The 23,098-nt window shown below is 72.8% G+C and carries 19 protein-coding genes, 1 pseudogene and 1 riboswitch; of the genes and pseudogenes, 8 read left to right on the top strand and 12 right to left on the bottom strand.

Annotated elements, in window-relative coordinates; genetic code table 11:
- Window positions 1-82 precede the first annotated feature (82 nt).
- The 4 genes and pseudogenes from DVA86_RS20155 to DVA86_RS20140 all read right to left on the bottom strand — a co-directional run bounded on the left by DVA86_RS20155 (window position 83) and on the right by DVA86_RS20140 (window position 1,991).
- The gene (locus DVA86_RS20155) at window positions 83-781 is read right to left on the bottom strand and encodes a helix-turn-helix domain-containing protein (RefSeq protein WP_222623338.1); all 699 of its coding nucleotides are present in this window, start codon (window positions 779-781) and stop codon (window positions 83-85) included.
- A 61-nt stretch (window positions 782-842) separates the two neighbouring features.
- Window positions 843-1,177 (bottom strand): annotated as a pseudogene (locus DVA86_RS20150) (cupin domain-containing protein); the annotation flags it as partial.
- A 2-nt stretch (window positions 1,178-1,179) separates the two neighbouring features.
- Window positions 1,180-1,629: a hypothetical protein gene (locus DVA86_RS20145; RefSeq protein WP_208880208.1), complete on the bottom strand. Its 450-nt coding sequence runs from the start codon at window positions 1,627-1,629 to the stop codon at window positions 1,180-1,182.
- An 86-nt stretch (window positions 1,630-1,715) separates the two neighbouring features.
- Entirely contained in the window at window positions 1,716-1,991 is a 276-nt protein-coding gene (locus tag DVA86_RS20140; RefSeq protein WP_208880206.1) for a hypothetical protein, read from the bottom strand.
- A gap of 487 nt (window positions 1,992-2,478) precedes the next feature.
- Between DVA86_RS20140 and DVA86_RS20135 the strand changes: the two genes are divergently transcribed.
- Both DVA86_RS20135 and DVA86_RS20130 read left to right on the top strand, forming a co-directional pair.
- Window positions 2,479-2,985 (top strand): DUF4383 domain-containing protein, encoded by a 507-nt coding sequence (locus tag DVA86_RS20135; protein WP_208880204.1) that lies wholly within the window; start codon window positions 2,479-2,481, stop codon window positions 2,983-2,985.
- A 16-nt stretch (window positions 2,986-3,001) separates the two neighbouring features.
- The gene (locus tag DVA86_RS20130; protein ID WP_208880202.1) at window positions 3,002-3,484 is read left to right on the top strand and encodes an MSMEG_6728 family protein; all 483 of its coding nucleotides are present in this window, start codon (window positions 3,002-3,004) and stop codon (window positions 3,482-3,484) included.
- 186 nt (window positions 3,485-3,670) lie between these two features.
- Here the strand turns inward: DVA86_RS20130 and DVA86_RS20125 are convergent, their stop codons facing one another.
- Together DVA86_RS20125 and DVA86_RS20120 are read right to left on the bottom strand one after the other, a co-directional pair.
- Window positions 3,671-4,927, bottom strand: a complete 1,257-nt coding sequence (locus DVA86_RS20125; protein ID WP_208880200.1) for an RNA polymerase sigma factor — start codon at window positions 4,925-4,927, stop codon at window positions 3,671-3,673.
- Entirely contained in the window at window positions 4,924-5,340 is a 417-nt protein-coding gene (locus DVA86_RS20120; RefSeq protein ID WP_208880198.1) for a YciI family protein, read from the bottom strand. The genes DVA86_RS20125 and DVA86_RS20120 overlap by 4 nt, the downstream gene beginning before the upstream one ends.
- A 675-nt stretch (window positions 5,341-6,015) precedes the next feature.
- Window positions 6,016-6,206: riboswitch (cyclic di-AMP (ydaO/yuaA leader) on the top strand.
- 4 nt (window positions 6,207-6,210) lie between these two features.
- Between DVA86_RS20120 and DVA86_RS20115 the strand changes: the two genes are divergently transcribed.
- From DVA86_RS20115 to DVA86_RS20105, 3 genes are all read left to right on the top strand, one after another.
- The gene (locus DVA86_RS20115; RefSeq protein ID WP_208880196.1) at window positions 6,211-7,035 is read left to right on the top strand and encodes a LysM peptidoglycan-binding domain-containing protein; all 825 of its coding nucleotides are present in this window, start codon (window positions 6,211-6,213) and stop codon (window positions 7,033-7,035) included.
- Between the two features lie 198 nt (window positions 7,036-7,233).
- Complete coding sequence (locus DVA86_RS20110; protein WP_208880194.1) at window positions 7,234-8,964, top strand: serine/threonine-protein kinase; 1,731 nt, start codon at window positions 7,234-7,236, stop codon at window positions 8,962-8,964.
- Window positions 8,961-10,646: a serine/threonine-protein kinase gene (locus tag DVA86_RS20105; RefSeq protein WP_208880192.1), complete on the top strand. Its 1,686-nt coding sequence runs from the start codon at window positions 8,961-8,963 to the stop codon at window positions 10,644-10,646. Before DVA86_RS20110 ends, DVA86_RS20105 begins: the two co-directional genes overlap by 4 nt.
- On the opposite strand, the gene DVA86_RS20100 is transcribed toward DVA86_RS20105, so the two are convergent.
- The 5 genes from DVA86_RS20100 to DVA86_RS20080 all read right to left on the bottom strand — a co-directional run bounded on the left by DVA86_RS20100 (window position 10,604) and on the right by DVA86_RS20080 (window position 17,918).
- Window positions 10,604-11,773: an XdhC family protein gene (locus DVA86_RS20100; RefSeq protein WP_208880190.1), complete on the bottom strand. Its 1,170-nt coding sequence runs from the start codon at window positions 11,771-11,773 to the stop codon at window positions 10,604-10,606. The two genes, DVA86_RS20105 and DVA86_RS20100, sit on opposite strands and share 43 nt — an antisense overlap.
- A gap of 73 nt (window positions 11,774-11,846) precedes the next feature.
- Window positions 11,847-13,328, bottom strand: a complete 1,482-nt coding sequence (locus DVA86_RS20095) for an NCS2 family permease (RefSeq protein WP_208880188.1) — start codon at window positions 13,326-13,328, stop codon at window positions 11,847-11,849.
- A gap of 623 nt (window positions 13,329-13,951) precedes the next feature.
- A complete protein-coding gene (gene pucD, locus DVA86_RS20090; RefSeq protein ID WP_208884922.1) occupies window positions 13,952-16,357 on the bottom strand; it encodes a xanthine dehydrogenase subunit D in 2,406 nt (801 codons plus the stop codon).
- Window positions 16,358-16,362: 5 nt separating this feature from the next.
- Window positions 16,363-17,010, bottom strand: coding sequence for a (2Fe-2S)-binding protein (locus DVA86_RS20085; RefSeq protein WP_208880186.1), 648 nt, complete (start codon window positions 17,008-17,010; stop codon window positions 16,363-16,365).
- On the bottom strand, window positions 17,001-17,918 hold the full coding sequence (locus DVA86_RS20080) for an FAD binding domain-containing protein (RefSeq protein WP_208880184.1): 918 nt from the start codon (window positions 17,916-17,918) through the stop codon (window positions 17,001-17,003). Before DVA86_RS20080 ends, DVA86_RS20085 begins: the two co-directional genes overlap by 10 nt.
- 304 nt (window positions 17,919-18,222) lie before the next feature.
- Here DVA86_RS20080 and DVA86_RS20075 point away from each other — a divergent pair, with 304 nt between their 5' ends.
- From DVA86_RS20075 to DVA86_RS20065, 3 genes are all read left to right on the top strand, one after another.
- Window positions 18,223-20,091 carry a PucR family transcriptional regulator ligand-binding domain-containing protein gene (locus tag DVA86_RS20075; protein WP_208880182.1) on the top strand — a complete coding sequence of 623 codons (1,869 nt, stop codon included), beginning with the start codon at window positions 18,223-18,225 and terminating at the stop codon, window positions 20,089-20,091.
- Between the two features lie 209 nt (window positions 20,092-20,300).
- Entirely contained in the window at window positions 20,301-21,197 is an 897-nt protein-coding gene (locus DVA86_RS20070; protein WP_208880180.1) for an SIS domain-containing protein, read from the top strand.
- Window positions 21,194-22,048: a class II fructose-bisphosphate aldolase gene (locus DVA86_RS20065; RefSeq protein ID WP_208880178.1), complete on the top strand. Its 855-nt coding sequence runs from the start codon at window positions 21,194-21,196 to the stop codon at window positions 22,046-22,048. The genes DVA86_RS20070 and DVA86_RS20065 overlap by 4 nt, the downstream gene beginning before the upstream one ends.
- Window positions 22,049-22,243: 195 nt before the next feature.
- On the opposite strand, the gene DVA86_RS20060 is transcribed toward DVA86_RS20065, so the two are convergent.
- Window positions 22,244-22,996: a DeoR/GlpR family DNA-binding transcription regulator gene (locus DVA86_RS20060; RefSeq protein ID WP_208880176.1), complete on the bottom strand. Its 753-nt coding sequence runs from the start codon at window positions 22,994-22,996 to the stop codon at window positions 22,244-22,246.
- Window positions 22,997-23,098: the final 102 nt, after the last annotated feature.

Raw genomic sequence — 23,098 nt, 5'->3', positions numbered from 1 at the left:
CGGCTCCGGTTCCGATTCGGCTCCGGCTCCGGCTCCGGTGCCGATTCCGTCAGCTGTCCCGACGCTAGACCGCGGAGCGAGGTCAGGTCTTGTACAGAAGGGACAGCTGGCCGGACTCCCCCGTCCGCAGGTCCGTCGCCGTATGCCCGAGGAAGCGGCCCAACGAGCGGGACAGGTGCGGCTGGTCGTAGTACCCGAGGTCGTGGGCGACGCCCGCGATCGGCGCACCCGTACGGATCAGCAGGGCGGCCTCCCGCGCCCGTTCGATCTGCCGCACGAGCCCGGGGGTGAGGCCGGTCGCGCTCAGGAAGTGCCGCCGGACCGTACGGGCGGTCGCGTCCGGGGAACCGCCGCGCAGCAGCTCGCCCACCATCGGATCGCGGACGATCACTCCGGCCCGCGCCAGGCGGCGTACGACGTCCTCCGCGCTGTCGTAGTCCGGCAGCGGCATCGTGTGGCCGAAGATCCGTACGGAGTGCCGCGACACGTCCGGGAACTCGATGTCGTGGTCCACGAGCCGGTCCGTCGGCAGCCGCTCCAGGGCCGTGCCCAGCGACAGCCGGATCCCCAGGAACTCCGTCTCGGGCGGCACCGGAGCGGTCGTGGCGGCGGTCTCCGGGCCCTGCGCGGCGATCCGCCAGCTCCGTCCGGCGCGCCAGGCGACCAGCGTCCAGTGCGCGGTGGCGATCGACGTCATCCGGCCGAGGGCGTCGCTGCGGCTGCGCCAGACGCGCTCGATGTGGGGTGACTCCGACGGCCGGTCGTCGAATGTGATCGCCACGCGCTCACCTCCCCGGACGCGTTTCCGGACGCGTTCCGGACGCGTTTCCGAGCCTAGAGGGTCACGAGGCGTGCGGTGGGCCGTCCAGAAGTGTCACCCCGTAGTGGGCCAGCATGTCCGCGTGATCCGTGTCATGGCGTGCGTCGGCGGGGCCGATCGACCGGAAGTAGCCTTCGATGGCCCCGTGGTTGTTGATGACCAGCACGTCCGCCGTGGTGGTGAGCGGCTGGAACGTATGGGGCACTAACCGGGGGCCGAAGACGTAGGCGCCCGGCTCGGCGTCATGGGTGTCGCACTCGTCGAGTGAGCCGATCCGACCCAGAACCGGACGGGGCCGGACAGGACCACCCAGCTCTCGTCCTCCCGGCTGTGAGTGTGCAGGGGCGGCGCGAGGCCGGCTACGGGGTGGTGTCGGGACGCGCCGTGTGGGCCGGGTGTCCATCAGTACGGCGGGCTTCCTTCATCTCCCCTTCGTACAGGTGATCCCGGCCTTCGGCCAACCCGTTCACTGCGGCACGTTCGAGGTCTTTGAACGGCTCGTAGTAGGTCTCGTTGTAAGCCTCGATGATTTGGAAGGTCCAATGGCCCGGAATGACGTTGCGGCCGACGATTTCTGTCTTCACTCTTTCGGCCCACTCCTGGTGGTCGGCCTCACGCAACAGCCGTACAGCGCGGTCCAATTCCAGGTCGGCCGCACCGGTGAGCTGATGGAAACCGTAGAGGTACCCTCGGGCGCGCTCCGTTGTCTCCAGTGCTTTCGACAGCGATCCCAGGGCCTGCACCATCGTGTCGCTCAACCCCTCGGGGCGCTGATGGGCGCGGTCTGGGCCATCGTTGTGAGCATTCATAGTCTTCCGTTTCTAGCTGACAGCAGAGGGCGGTGGCACCCGCCGAGGCGAGCGCCACCGCGAAGATTCGGCTGCTACGGCCTCTTTCAGCCGGCCTCCTGGCGCTGCTGAAATTCATGGACGCTGGCCGTGAAGGTGCCATCGTCCTGTTCGTAATGAGAGAGGGCGAGGCCGACACCGAAGAACGTGGGAGCCCATTCGCCCACGAAGAGCCCCCACCGGTCGGCGCGGGCCAGCCCCGTGCCGGATTCCGCTTTGAGGCTGGTCATCCAGGCGGCAACGGTGAGGCCGATGGATGCGAAAGCGGCCGTGTAAGCATGTTCGCTTCGAACGCCCATCTCGTGCATTTTCTTGACGATCACGGTGTCTCCTAGCTGTAGGCAGGTAGTGATGTGGTTCCTGAGACCTGCAGGTGGCGGGCCGTGCCGCCCGAGGTGAGCGCCACCCGGTCGACGATGCCGAGGGCTGGTTCGCCATCGGCGCCTCTCAGGGAGACCGTCACCGGGACTGCACACTGCCCCACTCCTGAGTGGTGGCCGGGCCCTCAGTACGCGCCGCCCTACGCTTCGGAGTTCCCCCCTCTTTCCGGATGACACGCTTTCTCAAGGACTCGCCGTGCATTTGCGCTTTCAATAAAAATGCCACTCCGTGCGGCCGGCGCTCGGGCTTTCCGCATCGGGACGGAGCGGCGTCGACCGTACTGTGAGACGTGCTGAGACTGTCGGGCTGCCGAGTGGTGTGTGCGGCACCAAGGGTGGTACTCGGCGTGGTGGTCGCCGGAGGGTGGTACTCGCGGGGGGCCGGTTGCCGGTACTGAACCTCCCGCATGACAAGTGAGGACCCACAATCATGACTGCACATACACGCCACCCCACCGTCCGCAACCCCGTCCAGCAAATCGCCATGCTGGTGGGATCCGTATTCCTCCTGGTGGGTATCCTGGGTTTCATTCCCGGCATCACCACGAGTTACAGCGCGATGGAATTCGCCTCGCACGACTCGGGCGCCAAACTGTTCGGGATCTTCCAGATCTCCATCCTGCACAACCTCGTGCACCTGGCCTTCGGCATCGCCGGACTGGCGCTCGCCCGCACCGCCTCCGCTGCATATGCGTACCTGCTGGGCGGAGGGGCCATCTACCTGGTGCTGTGGATCTACGGTCTGGCTGTCAGCCACGACAGTGAGGCCAACTTCGTGCCCCTCAACACTGCCGACGACTGGCTCCACTTCGTGCTGGGGATCGGCATGATCGGTCTCGCTCTCCTCCTCGGCCGACGCGCCTCCCGCGCCTCCCGCGCCTCCCGCGCCTCCCGCGCCTCCCGCGCCTCCCGCGCCTCCCGCGCCGACGACCGTTGAGAGGAAGCCGCACTGGATGCAAACGTTCCTGCCCTACCCCGACTTCCGAGCCACAGCCCTGGTCCTGGATCGTCGCCGGCTTGGCAAACAGCGGGTCGAAGGGTTGCAGGTGCTTCGCGGCCTCGTCGTGCCAGATTACGGATGGCGTCGCCATCCAGCAGTGCGGATGTGGGCTGGGTATGAGGAAGCGCTGGTCCGGTATGGCCTGGAAGTCTGCAGGGTCTGGCGCGCGCAAGGCCATCAAGACAGCTGTGCGGCCACACTCGTCGCTGATCTCCTCGCATTCCGCCCCGGTACGACAGTCCGTTCCCAGGCGGCTCTGGCGGCCGCCCGGGAACTGCCCCCCTGGCTCGGCGACGACGCCGTCCACCGCAGCCACCGGTCGGCGCTGGTGCGCAAGGACCCGGACGCCTACGCGTCACTCTTCCCCGATGCGCCGAACGATCTCCCGTACTTCTGGCCGACGTCGGACCGGTCAGGCGATTCAACCGAGGCGTGAAGACCGTCCACGCGACCTCTCGCCGCCACGGGCCCGTCGCCGGGCGCGCCGCCTCATGCGCAAGAGCAGCTGGCGGCGCCGTCATCCAGCGGCTGCGTGCCGTCCCTTGTCCCACGCACACCTGACATCCGGCTGAGGGTTCTGGTGATGGTCACGGGAATTCACCCGCACCCATTCGTCAGCCTTCTAGCCCGGCCCGCTGAGGCGCGTGGCACGGGACTGCAGGTAGCGCCGTTCCGGCAGGCTCGCGGCGCGGCGTGCCGCGTCGCGGTACGCCGTACGGGCCGCCTCCGGTTCGCCCGCCATCTCCAGCAGGTGCGCGCGCGTGGCCTCCAGCCGGTGCTGTCCGGACAGGTGCGGGTCGTCCGCGAGCCGGTCCAGCAGGGCCAGCCCGAAGCGCGGGCCGCGCACCATGGCCACCGCGACGGCGTGGTTGAGGCTGACGACCGGGCTGGGCCAGAAGCGGTCGAGGACGTCGTAGAGCGCGAGGATCTGCGGCCAGTCCGTCTGCTCGGCGCCGGGCGCCTCGTCGTGGACGGCGGCGATGGCGGCCTGCACCTGGTACGGGCCCAGGTCGGTGTGCTGCAGGGCGTGGCTGACCAGTGCGACGCCCTCCGCGATGGCCTCCGTGTCCCACAGCCGCCGGTCCTGCTCGGCGAGCGGGATCAGCTCACCGCCGGGCCCGGTGCGGGCGGCGCGGCGGGCGTCGGTGAGCAGCATCAGCGCGAGCAGGCCGGCGACCTCGCCGTCGTCCGGCAGCAGGTCCCGTACGGCGCGGGTGAGGCGGATCGCCTCACCCGAAAGCTCGGCACGGCGCAGGCGGTCGCCGGAGGACGCGGTGTGGCCCTCGTTGAATATGAGGTAGAGCACCTGGAGGACGGCGGCCAGCCGCTGCGGGCGCTCCTCGTCCGGCGGGGGGCCGAAGCGGGCGCCCGACTTCCTGATGCGCTGCTTGGCGCGGCTGATGCGCTGGGCGAGCGTGGCCTCCGGTACGAGGCAGGCGCGGGCGATCTCCGCCGTGGTGAGGCCGCCGACGGCGCGGAGGGTCAGGGCGATCTGGGACGGCGGGGACAGCTCCGGGTGGCAGCACAGGAACAGCAGCGTCAGCGTGTCGTCCTCGGACGGCGCCCGCGCCTCGCCGGGCGGCGGGGCGACGAAGTCGTCGCGCGCGGCCATGGCGGCGGCGGTCTCCTCGCGGCGGCGCCGGGCCTGCTCGCCGCGGATGTGGTCGGTGAGGCGGCGGGACGCGACCCGGATGAGCCAGCCGCGCGGGTTCCCGGGGACGCCGTCACGCGGCCACTGCACGGCGCCGGCGAGCAGCGCCTCCTGTACGGCGTCCTCGGCGGCGTCGAACCAGCCGTGGCCGTGGCGCCGTACGAGCGCGCCGAGGACCTGCGGCGCGTGGCGGCGCAGCAGGTCCTCGGGAGCGGGCGTGTCCGTCACGCGAAATCGGGCGTGCCGTCCTGGATCGGGCGCACGACGACCGGGTAGTCGGGCGCGCCCTCGGGCTGCGGACAGGTGGCGACGCGGGCGGCGATCTCGGTCGCGCGGTCGATGCTCGCGCAGTCGAGGACCCAGTACCCGGCGAGCACCTCCTTGGTCTCGCCGTAGGGGCCGTCGGAGATGACGGGCTGGCCGTCGCGCGTGGCGCTGACGAGGCGGGCCTCGGAGGGCGCCGTCAGACCCTGCGCGTCGACGAGCTCGCCGGACTCGGCGAGGTCGTTGTTGAGCGCGCCCATGAAGTCGAACATCGCCTTGAGGTCGGCCTCGGTCCACGCGGCGCCCTTCTCGGGGGTGCCGCCGCTCATCGCGTCGTAGTCCGCCTGCCGGCCGAGGACCATCAGCATGTACTTCATCACTGGACTCCTTGTGCCTGGGCTCCCCGGGGCGGGGTGCCTCTCACAGGAGACATCGGCGCCGGACCCGCTGTCTCGACATCCACGCCGGAAAAAATCCGCGAATCTCTCGCAACCGGGCCGCGCGCCGTGCCGTCTGTACGGAGGGAGCCGTTCCGCCGGCGGGGGGAACGGGACCCGGCCACGGCGGAACGGAACCCGGCGCGAAGGGGACGGGCCCCCGGCCCGTACGCGCTCCCGGAGGGTGGGTGGGCAGCAAGTCCGCCCATCGGGTGGAAACGGGCGATATGCCCCGACAGCACTGCCGGCCAATCCCCTCCCTTCAAGGGAAATCGTCAACGTATCCCCGCAATAGGGTGATTTGGTCGTTTTGCCGAACTCCCTGTGTCCGGAGTCACATCGGGGCCGAGCGCCCGTCGGCCGTTCTCCCGGGCACCTCGCCAAGTCGCGGAATTCCGGGGCCAATTCGAAACACCCTCCCATTCGCCCCTCTCACGCTCAGAAAATGATCCAATGCGCAGCGTGGACGAATTAACCGATGCGTGCACAGTGGGCCTCGGCATCCGAATCCGGCGGCTTGTCCCGCACAATCCGATGTGCTTGTGTGACCCTCGCTCCCGACCCCTATGACCGGCGGGAGTCCCGGACCGGGGCGCCGAATCCTGCCGCCCGGCGAGGGAAATAGCGCACCAGTCACTCGGCAGGAGCGGGGGAACCAGGTAAGTGCCGTGCCGCAGCTCAGCGGCCCGGCTAGGGGTGAAGCCATGCCTCCAACACCCTGCCCACACAAGGGTTTACGGGAGATATGGCCGGGCCACTCCAGCCCGAATCCGACAGCTCACCTCGCAGGCGCCAGGAGAGGACACCCCCATGTCTCGTGGCCGCCATCGTCGTCCGCGTATAACGCTCAATGCCCGCCGCATTTCCCGCCTTTCCATCGTGCTTGCCGCCGGTGGCGCGGGAATTGCCGCACCCGTTCTGACGGGTACCGCTCACGCGGCTCCCGCGCCCGCTTCCGCCAAGGCTCAGGCCCCGGCACAGGCACCGGCACACGCCGGCGCCGCCCAGTCCGAGACCGACCCGCAGTCGCAGGGGAAGAAGTCCGGCAAGTCGGACTCGTACACAGTCGCCAGCGGCGACACCCTGCACCGCATCGCCACCGACCACGGCGTCGAGGGCGGCTGGAACGCCGTCTACGAGGCCAACCGCGACACCATCGGCGGCAACCCGGACCTGATCGTGCCCGGCCAGCAGCTGACCCTCGACGCCTCCTCCGGCGGCGCCGAGAAGAGCGCCGCGCCCGGCAAGGCCCAGGGCGGCGCCAACGCCGACCAGGCCGCCGCGAAGAAGTCCGGCGGCGTGTACAAGACCCAGTCGACCAACCTGGACGGCTGGATCAACGAGGCGCTCGCCATCATGGAGAAGGAAGGCATCCCGGGCAGCTACGACGGGATCCACCGCAACATCATGCGGGAGTCCGGCGGCGACCCGAACGTCTCCAACAACTGGGACATCAACGCCCAGAACGGCACGCCGTCCATCGGTCTGCTGCAGGTCATCAAGCCGACGTTCGACGCGTTCCACGTCGAGGGCACGGCCAACGACCAGCGCGACCCGGTCGCGAACATCGTGGCCGCGTGCAACTACGCGGCGCAGACGTACGGTTCGATCGACAACGTCAACGGCCCGTACTGATCCCTTCCGGCTCCACTTCCGGCGGCGGCCGGAAGTACCGGGCCCCCGATCCGCCCCGCGGCACAGCGCCGCGGGGCGGATCGCGTTCCGCGGCCGGGTCCCGGTCGAGGACCCGTGTGCATCGTGCACACCCTGGTAGCCGTACGGACAACTCGCGGCTCTATGCTGTCCGCTCGACCGGGAGGGGACAGGACGACAATGGAGCTTCTCGGGCCATCAGGTCCGCAGCACACAGGGCCGTTCCGGACCGTCGCGGTCCTGGGCGAGGGCGGTATGGGCAGGGTGCTGCTCGGCGTCGCGCCCGACGGGCGGCTGGTCGCCGTCAAGCAGGTACACGCCGACCTGGCCGAGGACGAGGGCTTCCGGGCCCGGTTCCGGCGGGAGGTGGCCGCCTCCCGGAAGGTGTCCGGCGCCTACACGGCACCGGTCCTCGACGCCGACCCCGACGCGCCCACCCCCTGGCTCGCCTCGGCGTTCGTCCCGGGCCCCTCGCTGAGCCACGCCCTCGGCGCCGCAGGGGTGCTGCCCGTGGAGTCCGTACGGCAGTTGGCGGCGGGCCTCGCCCGGGCGCTGGCCGACGTACACCGGGCGGGCCTGATCCACCGTGACCTCAAGCCGTCCAACGTGCTGCTGGCCGAGGACGGCGTACGGGTCATCGACTTCGGGATCGCGCGGGCCGCCGAAGGGCAGACCAAGCTCACACACACCGGAGCCGTGTTGGGCTCGCCCCCGTTCATGTCGCCCGAGCAGGTGTACGGGCGGCCGCTGTCCGCCGCCAGCGACATGTTCTCCCTCGGCGCCACGCTGACCGTGGCCTGCACCGGCACCCCGCCATTCCACGGCGCCTCGGTGCCGGGCGTCCTCTACAAGGTCGCGCACGAGGAGCCGGACCTGAGCGCCGTGCCGCCGGAGCTGTACGAGCTCATCGCGCCGTGCCTCGCCAAGGACGAGGCGGACCGTCCCTCGCCGCAGGAGCTGCTGAGCCGTGTCGGCACCGTCACACCGACGGCACGGCCCTGGCCGGAGGCGGTGCACCGGCTCACCGCCGAGCAGCGGGCCGGGGTGGAACGGGCCGTCGGCTCAGCCGCCCCGCCCGCCGGAACCGTGCCCACTCCGGCCCCCGCCGCGTCTCCTCCACGGCCGGCCGTCCCGCCGGCCGCTGCCCCGCCTTCCGCACCGCCTGCCGCACCACCTGCAGTCCCAACGCCCGTCGTCCCGCCCGGCGCGAAGCCCGGGTCGCCGCGCCGCGGGCGGACCGCGTGGCTGGCCGCCGCCGCTGCTGTCGTGGCGGTCGTCGCGGTGACGGCGGCGCTCGTACTGCCGGACGACGGCGGCGGGAAGGAGCCAGCCGCGTCCGGTACGGAGCCACGGCCGGACAAGAGCACACCGACGCCGGGGACGACACCGCTGGCGAAGGTCCGCGACAAGTACACGCGGTCCCTGCCGGCCTGCGAACCGGCCCACACGTCCGACACCAGCGGCGCCCCCGACATCACGCACATGCCGCCGGAGTTCGGCGCCCCGGCCGGGGAAGGCGTCAGCGAGCAGGACGGCTTCACGGAGACGGGCGCGAAGGGGCCGAAGTACCTGGAGAGCTTCTGCGTGTGGAACTCCCGCTCGGGCGACCGGATCACCGTCACGTACGACCTCTACAGGACCCGGCCGGGCGGCGAGACCGGAGCGGAACAGGCCAAGTCCGCGTACGAGATGGGCAATCACCTCGACTACTACGAGCGCGGCGACATCGGAGCCGGGGACGAGGCGGTCTGGCGCACCGAGCCCAGGAGCGACGCGAGCTGCGTGCTGGTGGTCCGGGACGTCAACGTGCTCACGCTCGTGTCCGTACAGGGCAGCAGCCACCCCCGCGGCAAGTGCGAGGACCTGAGCACGTCCGTCGCGAAGGACGCCCTGCGGGCGGTGCCGGAATGAAGCCGCTGAGCGAATCCGAACCCACCGCGGCGGGACCGTACCGCCTGCACGCCGAGCTCGGCAGGGGCGGCATGGGCCGGGTGCTTCTCGGCAGCGCGCCGGACGGGCGGATCGTCGCGGTCAAGCAGGTGCACGCGCGGCTCGCCGCGGACGACGGGTTCCGTGCGCGGTTCCGGCGGGAAGTGGCCGCCTCCCGGAAGGTGTCCGGCGCCTACACGGCACCGGTCCTCGACGCCGACCCCGACGCGCCCACCCCCTGGCTCGCCTCGGCGTTCGTCTGCGGTCCCTCGCTGGGCGCCGCGGTGGAGACGGCCGGCGTGCTGCCCGAGGAGCCCGTACGCCACCTCGCCGCGGGTCTCGCCGCGGCGCTGGCCGAGATCCACCGGGCGGGCCTCATCCACCGGGACCTCAAGCCCGAGAACGTGCTGCTGGCCGAGGACGGCGTCCGCGTCATCGACTTCGGCATCGTCCGGGTCGCCGAAGGCGCGGGCGCGACCGCGCTGACGCAGCCGGACCGGGTGATCGGCTCACCCGCCTTCATGTCGCCGGAACAGGCCGAAGGCCGCGAACTCACCCCGGCCGGCGATGTGTTCTCCCTCGGCTCCGTGCTGGTGCTGGCCGTCACGGGCCGCAGCCCGTTCGCGGGCGCCTCGGCCGCGCAGGCGCTGTACAACGTCGTACACGCGGAGCCCGGCCTGGCGGCCGTGCCGCCGCCGCTGCGCCGGATCATCGAGCCCTGCCTGGCCAAGGACCCCGCGGCCCGCCCCACTCCGGCGCAACTGCTGGAACTCATCGGCGCACGCGGGCACGCCGGGCAGCCGTGGCCGTACGCCGTACACCGGATGATCGCCGCCCAGCGGGCGGACGTCGACCGGCTGCTCGGCGACCCGGACCGGACCCTGGTCACGGGCCCCTCCCGTACGGACGCCATGGCCGCCGCCCCCACACAGACCGCGGCCACGCCGCCACAGCCAGGGCCGGTGCCACCGCAGCCGGCACACCCGCCGCAGCGACAGCGGCAGCCCGAGCCGAAGCCCGAGTCGAAGCAAAAGCCGCCCAGGCCCGGCGGCAAGGCCGTCGCGGCACTCGTCCTGTCGGGCGTGCTCGCGGTGACCGGCATCGGCGCCTGGGCGTACACGCTGACCTCCGGTGACGGCAAGGCCGCCGCACAGCCGGACTTCTCGCCGTCACCGAGCACGACGGCGGACCCGTCCGGGGAACCGGATGAACCGGACAAGTACACGAAGATGCCGCTGTGTTCGGAGGCCGCCGGAAAGCTGCCGCTGCCGGAGGGCGAGGTGAAGGCGGGCAACGACATCGAGGCCTCGCACCAGGCGGTGACCAACTGCTCCTGGTCCAGGAGCGGCGCGCGGTCGCCGCACGCCTTCGTGCAGTGGGACGTGAAGCGCAGCACCGGCAGCGACCCCGGCTGGGGAACCGAGGCCCAGACCAAGTGGTTCGACGACGCCTACGCGGACGCGGGCACCGTGCGCGAATCCGAGCTCGGTTTCGGCGACGACGCGTACTGGCGCGACGAAGGGGGCGACGAGCACTGCGCGCTGCACGTCCGCGACGGGAACCTCGCGGTCCTGGTGCGGCTCGGCGGCCATCACACCCTCCCGGAGTGCAGGCCGGAGGCTCAGCAGATCGCCCGTGCCGCGCTGTCGGCCATGTCCGGCTGAGCGCGTCCGGTGACGGGCTCGTGGTGGATCGGCGTATGCGCGCCCGTGAGCCGTACGCCGGAGCCGCCCCGCCGGTCCGCGACGATCTCCGCCGCGATGGACAGCGCCGTCTCCTCGGGCGTACGGGCGCCCAGGTCCAGCCCGATCGGCGAACGCAGCCGGGCCAGTTCACGGTCGGTGAGCCCCGCCTCGCGGAGCCGCTCGAGGCGGTCCTCGTGCGTACGGCGTGACCCCATCGCGCCGACGTACGCGACCGGCAGCCGCAGCGCCCGTTCCAGCAGGGGCACGTCGAACTTGGCGTCGTGGGTGAGGACGCACACCGCCGTACGGGCGTCCACGGCGGTGGACTCGAGGTAGCGGTGCGGCCAGTCGACGACGACCTCGTGCGCGTCCGGGAAGCGTTCGGCGGTGGCGAAGACGGGCCGCGCGTCGCACACCGTCACGTGGTGGCCGAGGAAGCGGCCCGCGCGGACGAGCGCGGCGGCGAAGTCGATGGCGCCGAAGACGAGCATGCGGGGCGGCGGCACGTTCGACTCGACCAGCAGGGTGACCGGCTCCCCGCAGCGGCCGCCGTCCGCGCCGGTGCGCACCGTGCCCGTACGGCCCGCCGCCAGCAGCGCGCTCGCCTCGGCGGCGGCCGTACGGTCCAGCGCGGCGCTGCCGCCGAGGCCGCCCGCGTACGTGCCGTCCGGGCGTACGCACAGCGCGCGGCCCAGCAACTCGTACGGGCCGGACGTGACCCGGGCCAGCGCCACCGGCTCGCCGCCCGCCGCGGCGGACAGCGCGGCGGCGAGTGCCGTGTACCAGGGGGCGTCGGCGGTGACCGGCGTGACGAGGATGTCGATGACGCCGCCGCAGGTCAGGCCGGTGGCGAAGGCGTCGTCGTCGCTGTATCCGAAGCGTTCCCGTACGGGGCGGCCGTCCCGCAGCGCGTCCCGGCACAGCTCGTACACGGCGCCCTCCACACACCCGCCGGACACGCTGCCGACCGCCGTCCCCTCGGCGTCCACGGCGAGCGCGGCGCCGGGCAGGCGCGGCGCGCTGCCGCTGACGGCGACGACGGTGGCGACGGCGAAGTCCCGGCGCTGCCCGCACCACCGGTCGAGCTGTTCGGCGATGTCCAGCATCTGGTGCTCCTTTGCGGATGCGGATGTGTGGAGGGCCCGTTGTGCGGCGGGGGCGTGCCCCCGGCCCCTGCGGCTACTTCACGCCCAGCCAGCCCTCGATCGGGCCGAGCGAGAAGTAGACGAGGAAGACCAGGGCCAGCAGCCACATCAGCCAGCCCGGCTCGCGCCACCTGCCCTGCACCGCCTTGATCGCGACGTACGCGATGACGCCGGCCGCGATGCCCGCGGTGATCGAGTACGTGAACGGCATCAGCACCGTCGTCAGGAACACCGGGATCGAGGTGGCCGGGTCGTTCCAGTCGATGTGCTTGGCGTTGCTCATCATCATCGAGCCGATGACGACCAGCGCGGCGGCGGCGACCTGGGTGGGGATGACCTGCGCCAGCGGGGTGAAGAACAGGCACAGGGTGAAGCCCAGTCCGGTGACCACGCTGGCGAAGCCCGTACGGGCGCCGTCCCCGACACCCGCCGTCGACTCCACGAACACGGTCTGGCCCGAGGCGCCCGCGACCCCGCCGACCACGCCGCCCGCGCCGTCGATGGCGAGGGCCTTGCTCAGGCCGGGCATACGGCCGTCCTTCTCCACGAGGTCGGCCTGCTGGCCGATGCCGATGATGGTGCCCATCGCGTCGAAGAAGCCCGCCAGCACCAGCGTGAAGACGATGACGCCGACGGTGATCCCGCCGACGTCGGCCATGCCGTTGAACGACACGTCGCCGAACAGGCCGAAGTCCGGGGCGCTGACGACGGAGCCGGAGATCTCCGGCGCGTTCAGGCCACCCCAGTCCTTCTTCGACATGCCGGTGAGCTGGTGTACGGCGGCGGCCAGGACGGTACCGCCGACGATCCCGATGAGGATGGCGCCGGGCACCCTCCGCACCTGCAGCATGAAGATCAGCAGCACGGTGACGGAGAAGCACAGCACGGGCCAGCCGGTCAGCTGATCGTGTACGCCGAGCTGGACCGGCTTCTCGCCCGCGACGCCGCCGGGCCCGTCCATGCTCGTGACGAAGCCCGCCTGGACAAGCCCGATGAGGCACACGAACAGGCCGATGCCCATGGTGATGGCGTGCTTCATCGCGAGCGGTATGGAGCTCATGATCAGTTCCCGCAGGCCGGTGACGACCAGCAGGATGATGACCCCGCCGTAGATGACGCACATGGCCATCGCGTTCGCCCAGGTCATCTCGGGCGCGACCTGGAACGCGACGACCGCGGACACGCTCAGCCCGGCGGCGAGCGCGAGCGGCACGTTGCCGAGCACGCCCATGGCCAGGGTGGTGACGGCGGCCGCGAACGCGGTGGCGGTCGTCAGCTGACCCGCGTCGAGATGGGCCCCGGTGGCGTCGGGGACCGAGAGGATCACCGGGTTGAGCAGGATGATGTAGCACATCGCCATGAAGGTGGTGATGCCGCCGCGCACCTCACGCGCGACCGTCGATCCTCTGTCGGATATGTGGAAGTACCTGTCGAGCCAGGACCGTCCGGCGGGCGGCCGCGAGCCGGTGCCCGCGTCCTCCGCCGTCGTCCTCGGCCCCACTTGCGACTGGGTCATGGTGTGCCTCTCCCAAGGTTCACAGGGGCACCCGCGTGCACGAGGAGTGCGCGGGATTTGGGATTCGCACGACCCGGGGGACGGCCCGAGACGCGGTAACCGCTCCGCGGGGGAGCCGGTTCGGGATGCCACGCCGCCACGGGGGCGGCTCGCCCGGCCCGCACGGCACGCGGCCGCCCGACCCGGACGTCTGCCCGGCCCGGGGTGGGCCGGACCCGGACGCCGCGGAGACGGAGACCTCCGCGCGCCCGAAACTCTTCGGTTGTCCGGCCCGCCCAAGCGACCGGTCTTCCCCGGCGGCGGCCGGGGGTACGCCGCCGAGGCGGCGCTCCGGCACCTGCCGGTGCGCACCGACTCGGGCGACTGGGCGCGGTAGCGCCCACCTGCCCGGCCACGCGGCGCGAGCCGCGCTCGCCGCCCCACGCGAGCACCGCCCGCCGGGCGGCGTCGCGAGGCCGAACGCTCCCCGCACCTGCCGGAGCGGGGGGCCGGGCGCGGTGGCGCCCCGCCCATCCCACCGCGGCAGCGGTGCCAACCGCGCGCCCCGCCCGCCGGGCGGGCCGGGCGCGGAGCGCCCGGTCCGTTCCGGCATCGCGGCGGGCGCCGGTCGTCGTCGCGTACGGCTAGCCCGCCGGAGGCTCGACCGTCAGGTGTTCCGGCCGTACCGGCACCCGCCGCAGTGCCAGCCCCGTCGCGTCGCGGATCGCCGCCAGGACCGCCGGGGTGGAGGACAGCGTGGGGGCCTCGCCCGCGCCGCGCAGGCCGTACGGGGCGTGCTCGTCGGCCAGTTCGAGCACGTCGACGGGGATGGTCGGCGTGTCGAGGATGGTCGGGATCAGGTAGTCGGTGAAGGACGGGTTGCGTACCTTCGCCGACGGGTCCACGACGATCTCTTCCATGACGGCGAGGCCCAGCCCCTGCGTCGTACCGCCCTGGATCTGGCCGACGACGGACTGCGGGTTGAGTGCCTTGCCGACGTCCTGGGCGCAGGCCAGTTCGACGACCTTGACCAGCCCGAGGTCGGTGTCGACCTCGACGACCGCCCGGTGCGCGGCGAAGGAGTACTGCACGTGCCCCTGGCCCTGCCCCGTACGCAGGTCGAACGGCTCCGTCGGCCGGTGCCGCCACTCCAGGTCGGCCTCCAGCGTCTCGCCCTCGATGACGTCCGCCAGCGAGGCCAGCACCTCGCCGCCGTCGGTGACCACCTTGCCGCCCTCCAGGAGGAGTTCGGCGGTGGCCCAGGCCGGGTGGTACGTGCCGAAGCGGGCGCGGCCGAGTTCCAGGACCTGTTCACGCACCGCCTCGCAGGCGTTCTTGACGGCGCCGCCGGTGACGTACGTCTGCCGGGACGCGGAGGTGGAACCGGCCGAGCCGACCTGGGTGTCGGCGGGCAGGATGCTCACCTGGGTGACGCCCAGTTCCGTACGGGCGATCTGCGCGTGGACGGTGACGCCGCCCTGCCCGACCTCGGCCATCGCGGTGTGCACCTGGGCGACCGGCTCTCCGCCGATGACCTGGAGGCGTACGCGGGCGGTGGAGTAGTCGTCGAAGCCCTCGGAGAAGCCGACGTTCTTGATGCCGACGGCGTAGCCCACGCCCCGTACGACGCCTTCGCCGTGCGTGGTGTTGGAGAGGCCGCCGGGCAGCGCCCGTACGTCCGTGGTGCTGCCGTCCTCGCCGGCGGTCTCCCACTGCCGTTCGGGCGGCAGCGGCATCGCCTTGACCCGGCGGAGGATCTCGGCGACGGGCGCCGGGGAGTCGACCTCCTGCCCGGTGGGCAGGACGGCGCCCTGGGACATGGCGTTGCGCTGCCGGAACTCCACGGGGTCCAGGCCGAGTTCGGCCGCGAGCCGGTCCATCTGCGCCTCGTACGCGAAGCACGCCTGGACGGCGCCGAAGCCGCGCATGGCGCCGCAGGGCGGGTTGTTGGTGTAGAGGGCGAGCGCCTCGATCTCGACGTCGTCGACGACGTACGGGCCGGCCGAGAGCGACGAGGCGTTGCCGACGACGGCCGGTGAGGAGGAGGCGTAGGCGCCGCCGTCCAGCACGATGCGGCACTTCATGTGCGTGAGCTTGCCGTCGCGGGTGGCGCCGTGCTCGTACCGGATCCGGGCCGGGTGCCGGTGCACGTGGCCGAAGAACGACTCGAAGCGGTTGTAGACAATCTTGACGGGCTTGCCGGTACGGAGCGCCAGCAGGCACGCGTGGATCTGCATCGACAGGTCCTCGCGGCCGCCGAACGCGCCGCCCACGCCGGACAGCGTCATCCGCACCTTGTCCTCGGGCAGCCCCAGTACGGGGGCGATCTGCCGGAGGTCGGCGTGCAGCCACTGCGTGGCGATGTACAGGTCGACGCCGCCGTCCTCGGCGGGCACGGCGAGACCGGACTCGGGGCCGAGGAACGCCTGGTCCTGCATGCCGACCTCGTACTCGCCGCTCACCACCACGTCGGCGCGCGCCTTCGCGGCGTCCGCGTCGCCGCGGACGATGGGCTGGCGGTGCACGATGTTCGGGTGCGGGACGTGCTCGGCGTGGTGGTCGTCGCGGCCGGGGTGCAGCAGGGGCGCGCCGGGGGCGGTCGCGGACTCCTCGTCGTGGACGACGGGCAGTTCGGCGTACTCCACCCTGATCTTGGCGGCGGCCCTGCGTGCGGTCTCCGGGTGGTCGGCGGCGACGATGGCGACGGGCTCGCCGTGGTGCCGTACGCGGCCGTGCGCCAGTACGGGGGTGTCCTGGATCTCCAGGCCGTAGTGCTTCACCTCGGCGGGGAGGTCGTCGTAGGTCAGCACGGAATGGACACCGGCCTGCCGGAGCGCCTCGGACGTGTCGATCGAGACGATCTCGGCGTGCGCGTGCGGGCTGCGGAGGGTGAAGCCCCACAGCATGTCCTCGTGCCACATGTCCGACGAGTACGCGAACTCGCCGGTCACCTTGAGGGTGCCGTCCGGGCGCAGCGTCGACTCGCCGATGCCGCCGCGGGTCTGGCTGCCCTGGGAGAGGCTGGTGGGCGTACGGGTGACTCCGTTCACGGTGCTCACGCCCCCGTTCCTGTGGTCCCGGCGGGTTCGGCCACGCCGCCGCGTGCCGCGGCGAGGCGGACGGCGTCGAGGATCTTCTCGTAGCCGGTGCAGCGGCAGAGGTTGCCGGAGAGGGCCTCGCGGATGTCGGCGTCCGACGGCTGCGGGTTGCGTTCGATCAGCTCGTCGGCGGCGACCAGCAGGCCGGGGGTGCAGAAGCCGCACTGGACGGCGCCGGCGTCGATGAACGCCTGCTGCACCGGGGCCAGTTCGGCGTCGGGCGCGGTGGGCCGCGCCTCCCAGCGCTGGGCGGCGTCCACGGAGGTGCCGCCGGACGTGCCGCCGTTCCCGTCGGAGGTGCCGCCGGCCGGGGCCTCACCGCACGCGCCCGTGCCGCAGGCCTTCGCGTCGCGCTCGCGGGCGAAGTCGGCCAGGCCTTCCACGGTGACGATCTCGCGGCCCTCGGCCTGGCCCGCCGCGACGAGGCAGGCGCAGACGGGGTCGCCGTCGAGGCGGACCGTACATGAGCCGCACTCGCCCTGCTCGCAGGCGTTCTTGGAGCCGGGCAGGCCCATCCGCTCGCGCAGCACGTACAGCAGGGACTCGCCCTCCCACACGTCGTCGGCCTCGTACGGGCGTCCGTTGACGCGGAATGTCACGCGCACTGCGCACCTCCTTCTCCGGCGCCGCCGGCTGCTCCGGTGCCGCGGGCACCGCGGTAGCTCTCCCAGGTCCAGCCGAGGGTGCGGCGGGCCATCACGGACACCGCGTGGCGGCGGTACTTCGCGCTGCCGCGCACGTCGTCGATCGGGTTGCAGGCCCCCGCGGCGAGCTCGGCGAACTGCCGGGCCACGGAGGGGGTGAGGGTGCGGCCGCTGTCCCAGAAGCCGCCTTCCTCGAGCGCGGCGTTCAGGAAGTCCTCGGCCGCGCGGGCCCGTACGGGGGTGGGTGCGGCGGAGCCGATGCCCGTACGGACCGTGCGGCTGCGCGGGTGCAGGGCGATACCGAAGGCGCAGACGGCGATGACCATCGCGTTGCGCGTGCCGACCTTGGAGAACTGCTGCGGCCCGTCCGCCCTGGCGATGCGCACGGCGCGGATCAGCTCGTCCTCGGCGAGCGCGTGCCGCTTCACGCCGGTGAAGAACTCCTCCACCGGGATCAGCCGGGTGCCGCGTACGGATTCGGCCTCCACCTCGGCGCCGGCCGCGAGCAGTGCCGGGTGCGAGTCGCCGGCGGGCGACGCGGCGCCCAGGTTGCCGCCGACGCTGCCGCGGTTGCGGATCTGCGGCGAGCCGACGGTGTGGCCCGCGAGGGCCAGGCCGGGCAGCTCGGTGCGGAGGTTGTCGATGATCCTGGTGTAGGAGACGGAGGCGCCGAGCCGCACCTGCTCCTCGCCCACCTCCCAGTCGTACAGCTCGCCGATGCGGTTGAGGTCGAGCAGGTACTCGGGCCGGCGGTGGTCGAAGTTGAGCTCGACCATCACGTCGGTGCCGCCCGCGATGGGGACAGCCGAGGGGTGCTCGGCCTTGGCGGCGAGCGCTTCCTCCCAGCTGGCGGGACGCAGGAACTCCATGTGGTGTCTCTTCTCGGGTCGCTCTGAGGCCGTACGGCCGGGGGGCCGGGAGCCTGGCTCCGGGAGCGTGGGGGCACCGGAGCCGTTCATGTGCCGTTCACGGGTGTGGCCCAAGTAGACCGAGGTGCGCGCGGCGCGGTGCAGTCACCGAAAACATGAACCAATTGGCTGCCCGGGTGCCCGGTCTTGTAGATTCCAACGAAAGCCGCGACCCGGCACTCACGTACGAGCGCACTCAGCACACACGTCCCGGCACACGCCTCAGCACACACGGCCATCATGCAACGGAACGGCGGGCGACGACATGCGGCTCCGCGCACTCCTGGAGACCAGCTCACTCGGGCTGCGGCTGCTCGGCGGCGAGGCGGAGCTGGACCGTACGGTCCGCGGCGTGATGACCACTGACCTGCGCGACCCCAGCCGCTACCTCTCCGGCGGCGAACTGGTGCTCACGGGCCTGGCGTGGCGCCGTACGCCCGAGGACTCGGAGCCGTTCGTACGCATCCTGGCCGCGGCCGGGGTGGCGGGGCTGGCGGCGGGCGAGGCGGAGCTGGGGGCCGTACCGGAGGACATGGTCGTCGCGTGCAACCGGCACCGGCTGCCGCTGTTCGCGGTGGACGAGGACGTCGCGTTCGCGACGATCACCGAGCACGTGGTGCGGCAGGTGTCGACGGAGCGGGCGGGCGACCTCGCGGCGGTCGTGGACCGGCACCGCCGCCTGATGTCCTCCGGACCGGCGGGCGGCGGCGCGGACGTGGTGCTGGACCTGCTCGACTCGGACCTGGACCTGCGGGCGTGGGTGCTGTCCCCGACGGGGCGGCCGGTGGCGGGCGCGGGCACGGTTTCGGGCGCCGGTACGGGCGCGGGGTCCGCCGCGGGTACGGGCGCGGGGTCCGCCGCGGGTACGGGCGCGGGGTCCGCCGCGGGTGGGAGGTCCGCCGCGGCGGGTACGGGCGCGGCACGGGGCGACACCGTACGGGAGCTGCCCGCCACCGTACGGGCGCGCCTCGCGGGTGAGCACCTGGCGGCCGTACGCACCGGACGGCCCGGCCCGTACCGCGCCACCGTGGACGGCGTCGCGTACACCCTCTTCCCCGTCCGTACCGGCGAGGGAGACCTGCGTCAGACGGTGCTCTCCGACTGGCTGCTGGCCGTGGAGGCGGACGCGGGCGACTGGCCCGCCGAACGGCTCGACCTGCTGGACGGCGTGACCCAGCTGATCGCCGTCGAACGCGACCGGCGGGACGCCTCCCGTACGGTGCGCAGGCGGCTCGCCCAGGAGGTGCTGGAGCTGGTGCAGTCGGGCGCGCCGCCCGCGGAGACCGCCGCGCGGCTGCGGGTAGCGGCGCCCGTACTCCTGCCGGGGCTGGGCACGGCGCCGCACTGGCAGGTCGTGGTGGCGCGCGTGGAGTGGGGGCAGGAGGGCGAGAAGGGCGAGCCGATCGACGGCGGCCCGGTGGCCCAGGCGCTGCTGGAGGAGCTGCTGGTCGGGCCCGGTACGGCGGAGGCCGGCGGGGCCGCGGCAGCCGACCGGGTCGCGGTGGCCCACACGGGCGGCGAGGCCGTCGCGCTGGTGCCGCTGCCGGCCACGGCCACGGGCGCGGACACGGAGGCGGACGCAGACGCGGAGGCCGGGGGCGGCTCGGACACGGGTGCGGGCGGCGAGTCCGGCGGCGGCGGGATCTCGGCGGGCGCGCTGCTGGAGAGCGTGCGCGAGCCGATGGAACGCGGCCTCTCCGGCGACGGCAGGCTCACCCTCGGCGTGAGCGCGACGGTGCACTCGGCGGAGGGACTGCGCGGCGCCCTGGAGGAGGCGCGGCACGCGCGGCGCGTGGCGGCGGCGCGGCGCGGCACCGTGTGTGCGGCCGGGCACGAGGAGCTGGCGTCGCACGTGCTGCTGCTGCCGTTCGTACCGGACGACGTACGGCGTGCCTTCACCGCCCGGCTGCTGGACCCGCTGCGGGACTACGACCGGCGGCACCGCGCGGAGCTGATCCCGACGCTGGAGGCGTTCCTCGCCGCCGACGGCTCGTGGACGCGGTGCGCCGCACGGCTGCATCTGCACGTCAACACCCTGCGGTACCGCATGGGCCGGATCGAACAGCTGACGGGCCGTGACCTGTCCCGGCTCGAGGACAAGCTCGACTTCTTCCTGGCCCTGCGGATCAGCTGAACGGTTCCCTTCCTCGCGCCTCCCGGTGTCCCCCGCTGCCGCATGCGTGCGCGGGCACGCGCCCGCGCTCCCCTCACGCGCCCTCGCGCCGTCTGCGCGCTTCTGATAGAACAGCGGAATATGCTCAGCTTTGAGCAGGGTGAGTGCGCAGTTCTGCGCAGCACCGTCGGATTCCAGGGGCCGGGCGGCCCCGCGTCGTAGGAGAGGCCATGTCGCACACCGCGGACGAGATCGCATCCCAGCCCGCCTGCTGGCGGCAGGCGGTGGACCTGCTGCCGCGCCACGCGGCGGCGCTGCCGCAGCCCGGCGAGCGGGTGGCGGTGATCGGCTGCGGCACGTCCTGGTTCATGGCGCAGTCGTACGCGGCCCTGCGCGAGGCCGCGGGCCACGGCCGCACCGACGCGTTCGCCGCGTCCGAGGCGCCGCTGGACCGCGAGTACGACCGGGTGCTCGCGCTGACCCGTTCCGGCACGACCACCGAGGTGCTGCACGCCCTGGAGCGGGTGCGCGGCCGTATCCGCAGCACCGCCCTGACAGCGGTGCCGGACGGGCCTGCCGGAGCCCTGGCCGACGACAGCGTCGTACTGGACTTCGCCGACGAGCGGTCCGTCGTACAGACCCGCTTCCCCACCTCCCAGATGATCCTGCTCCGCGCCCACCTGGGCGAGGACCTGTCCGCGGCGCTGCGCGACGCGGACACGGCGGTGACCGAGGAGCTGGACGAACGGGTCCTCGCGGCGCCGCAGATCACCTTCCTCGGCGCGGGCTGGACGTACGGGCTGGCGCAGGAGGCCGCGCTGAAGGTGCGCGAGGCCGCCGCCTGGTGGACCGAGTCGTACCCGGCGATGGAGTACCGCCACGGCCCCATCGGCATCGCCGCCCCCGGCCGCGCCGTCTGGCCGCTGGGCGCGGCGGCGCTGCCGGCGGGGCTGGACGGGCAGATCGCGGCCACGGGTGCCCACCTCGTACGGCCCTCGGGGCTGGACCCGCTGGCCGAGCTGGTCAAGGCCCAGCGGGTGGCCGCGGAGCTGGCCGCCACGCTCGGGCGCGACGTGGACAGCCCGCCGCACCTGACCCGTTCCGTGGTGCTGGAGGACGCGTCGTGACGCTGCTCGGCACCGGAGACCTGGTACGGGCGGCGGGCGAACGCGGCCACGGCGTGGGCGCGTTCAACGCCGTCCTGCTGGAGCAGCTGGAGGCGGTGCTGGCCGGCGCGGAACAGGCCGATGCGGCGGTCGTGGTGCAGGTCAGCGAGAACGCCGTGGCGTACCGCGGTGCGCTGCGCCCCCTCGCCGCCGCCGCGACGGCGGCCGTCGCGGCCACCCGTACGCCCGCCTCGCTGCACCTGGACCACGCGACCCGTACGGAGCTCATCCACGAGGCGGTGAACTGCGGCTTCGCCTCGGTGATGTACGACGGCTCGCGGCTGCCGTGGGCCGAGAACGTCGGCCGGACGCGCGAGATCACCGCCTGGTGCCACGAGCGGGGCGTCTGGGTGGAGGCCGAACTCGGCGAGGTGGGCGGCAAGGACGGTGCGCACGCGCCCGGCGTACGCACCGACCCCGGCGAGGCCGCCCGCTTCGTCGAGGAGACGGGCGTGGACGCGCTGGCGGTGGCCGTCGGTTCGTCGCACGCGATGACCGAGCGCCGCGCGGAGCTGGACCTCGCGCTCGTCGCGCGGCTGCGGGAGGCGGTGCCGGTGCCGCTCGTCCTGCACGGCTCGTCCGGGGTGCCGGACGGCACGCTCGCGGCCGCCGTGACGGCCGGCATCCGCAAGGTGAACCTCTCCACGCACCTCAACGCGGTGTTCACCGGCGCCGTACGGGACGTCCTCGCGCAGCGGCCCGAACTGGTCGACCCGCGCCGCTACCTGGGGCCCGCGCGCGAGGCCATGGCGGACGAGGTGGCCCGGATCCTCGGCGTACTGGGCGCGACAGGGAGCGCGGCAGCGCTCTGAGCACAGCGCGGCAGCGCTCTGAACGCAGCGCGGCAACGCTCTGAGCACAGTGCGGTCGCGCCCTACCCGCGGCGGGTGGGGCGCGACCGTACGGGCGGGCGGCACCATACGGGCGTACGGTGCCGGAACGCGACCGTACGGTGGGCCGCGCGCGGCGCTCCGTACGGTGGCCGGGCGCCACCGTACGGTGCCCGATCAGGCCGTGAGCACCTGCACGCCCAGCGCGCGGATCGCCGCCGTCTCCGCCTCGTCCGCCGCGCCGTCGGTGACCACCGTGCTGATGTCGGTCAGCGGGCAGATCCGGGCGAAGGTGATCTTGCCGATCTTGGTGTGGTCGGCGACGACCACCGCACGCGTGCTGTTGCGCAGGAACGCGCGGTCCGTGTGCGCCTCCATCTCGTCGTGGGTGCTGCAGCCGCGCCGTACGGTCAGCCCGTCCACGCCGATGAAGCTGATGTCGATGTGGTACTCGTCCAGCACCCGTTCCGCGACCGGGCCGACCAGCTCGTAGCTCTGCGAGCGCGCGTTGCCGCCGATGACGACGAGCTGGATGTCGGGGCGTACGACCAGATCGGCGGCGATGTTCACGGCGTTCGTGACCACGGTGATGCCGCCGCGCCCGGCCAGCGCCCGCGCGACCTCGGTGACCGTCGTGCCGCCGGTCAGTCCCACCACGGCGCCCTCGGGCACGAGTTGAGCCGCGGCGGCGGCGATGCGCTGCTTCTCCGCCCGCTGCCGCCCCGCGCGGTGCCGCACGGGCTGCTCGAACGCGGCCGTGACCGCTCCGCCGTGGGTGCGCTGGAGCATGCCGCGCTCGTGCAGCTCCTGCAGGTCGCGGCGTACGGTCGCACCGGACACGCCCAGCAGGGTGACCAGCCCCTGGACGTCCACGCTGCCTTCGGCGGCGACGTGGTCGATGATCCGGTTCAAGCGATCACTCTTGAGCATGTCGGTGAGTGTATCCCTGATCAGCCGCGCACGATGCGGAAAAGCGCAGCTGACCTGCCCGGCTCCAGCACCGGATGAGCAGTTGACCCGAGGGCCGGGCAC

It is taken from the genome of Streptomyces armeniacus (genome assembly GCF_003355155.1).
In the GTDB taxonomy this organism is placed as follows: Bacteria; Actinomycetota; Actinomycetes; order Streptomycetales; family Streptomycetaceae; genus Streptomyces; species Streptomyces armeniacus.
The sequence above is the reverse complement of the archived record's forward strand: the minus strand, read 5'-3'. Positions and strand labels throughout refer to the sequence as shown.

Coding starts and splice junctions, on each gene's coding strand:
- DVA86_RS20110 (WP_208880194.1), top strand. CDS start 7,234: ATGGAGCTTCTCGGGCCATCAGGTCCGCAGCACACAGGGCCGTTCCGG.
- DVA86_RS20070 (WP_208880180.1), top strand. CDS start 20,301: ATGTCGCACACCGCGGACGAGATCGCATCCCAGCCCGCCTGCTGGCGG.
- DVA86_RS20060 (WP_208880176.1), bottom strand. CDS start 22,996: ATGCTCAAGAGTGATCGCTTGAACCGGATCATCGACCACGTCGCCGCC.
- DVA86_RS20115 (WP_208880196.1), top strand. CDS start 6,211: ATGTCTCGTGGCCGCCATCGTCGTCCGCGTATAACGCTCAATGCCCGC.
- DVA86_RS20105 (WP_208880192.1), top strand. CDS start 8,961: ATGAAGCCGCTGAGCGAATCCGAACCCACCGCGGCGGGACCGTACCGC.
- DVA86_RS20075 (WP_208880182.1), top strand. CDS start 18,223: ATGCGGCTCCGCGCACTCCTGGAGACCAGCTCACTCGGGCTGCGGCTG.
- DVA86_RS20080 (WP_208880184.1), bottom strand. CDS start 17,918: ATGGAGTTCCTGCGTCCCGCCAGCTGGGAGGAAGCGCTCGCCGCCAAG.
- DVA86_RS20145 (WP_208880208.1), bottom strand. CDS start 1,629: ATGAATGCTCACAACGATGGCCCAGACCGCGCCCATCAGCGCCCCGAG.
- DVA86_RS20130 (WP_208880202.1), top strand. CDS start 3,002: ATGCAAACGTTCCTGCCCTACCCCGACTTCCGAGCCACAGCCCTGGTC.
- DVA86_RS20120 (WP_208880198.1), bottom strand. CDS start 5,340: ATGAAGTACATGCTGATGGTCCTCGGCCGGCAGGCGGACTACGACGCG.
- DVA86_RS20135 (WP_208880204.1), top strand. CDS start 2,479: ATGACTGCACATACACGCCACCCCACCGTCCGCAACCCCGTCCAGCAA.
- DVA86_RS20100 (WP_208880190.1), bottom strand. CDS start 11,773: ATGCTGGACATCGCCGAACAGCTCGACCGGTGGTGCGGGCAGCGCCGG.
- DVA86_RS20095 (WP_208880188.1), bottom strand. CDS start 13,328: ATGACCCAGTCGCAAGTGGGGCCGAGGACGACGGCGGAGGACGCGGGC.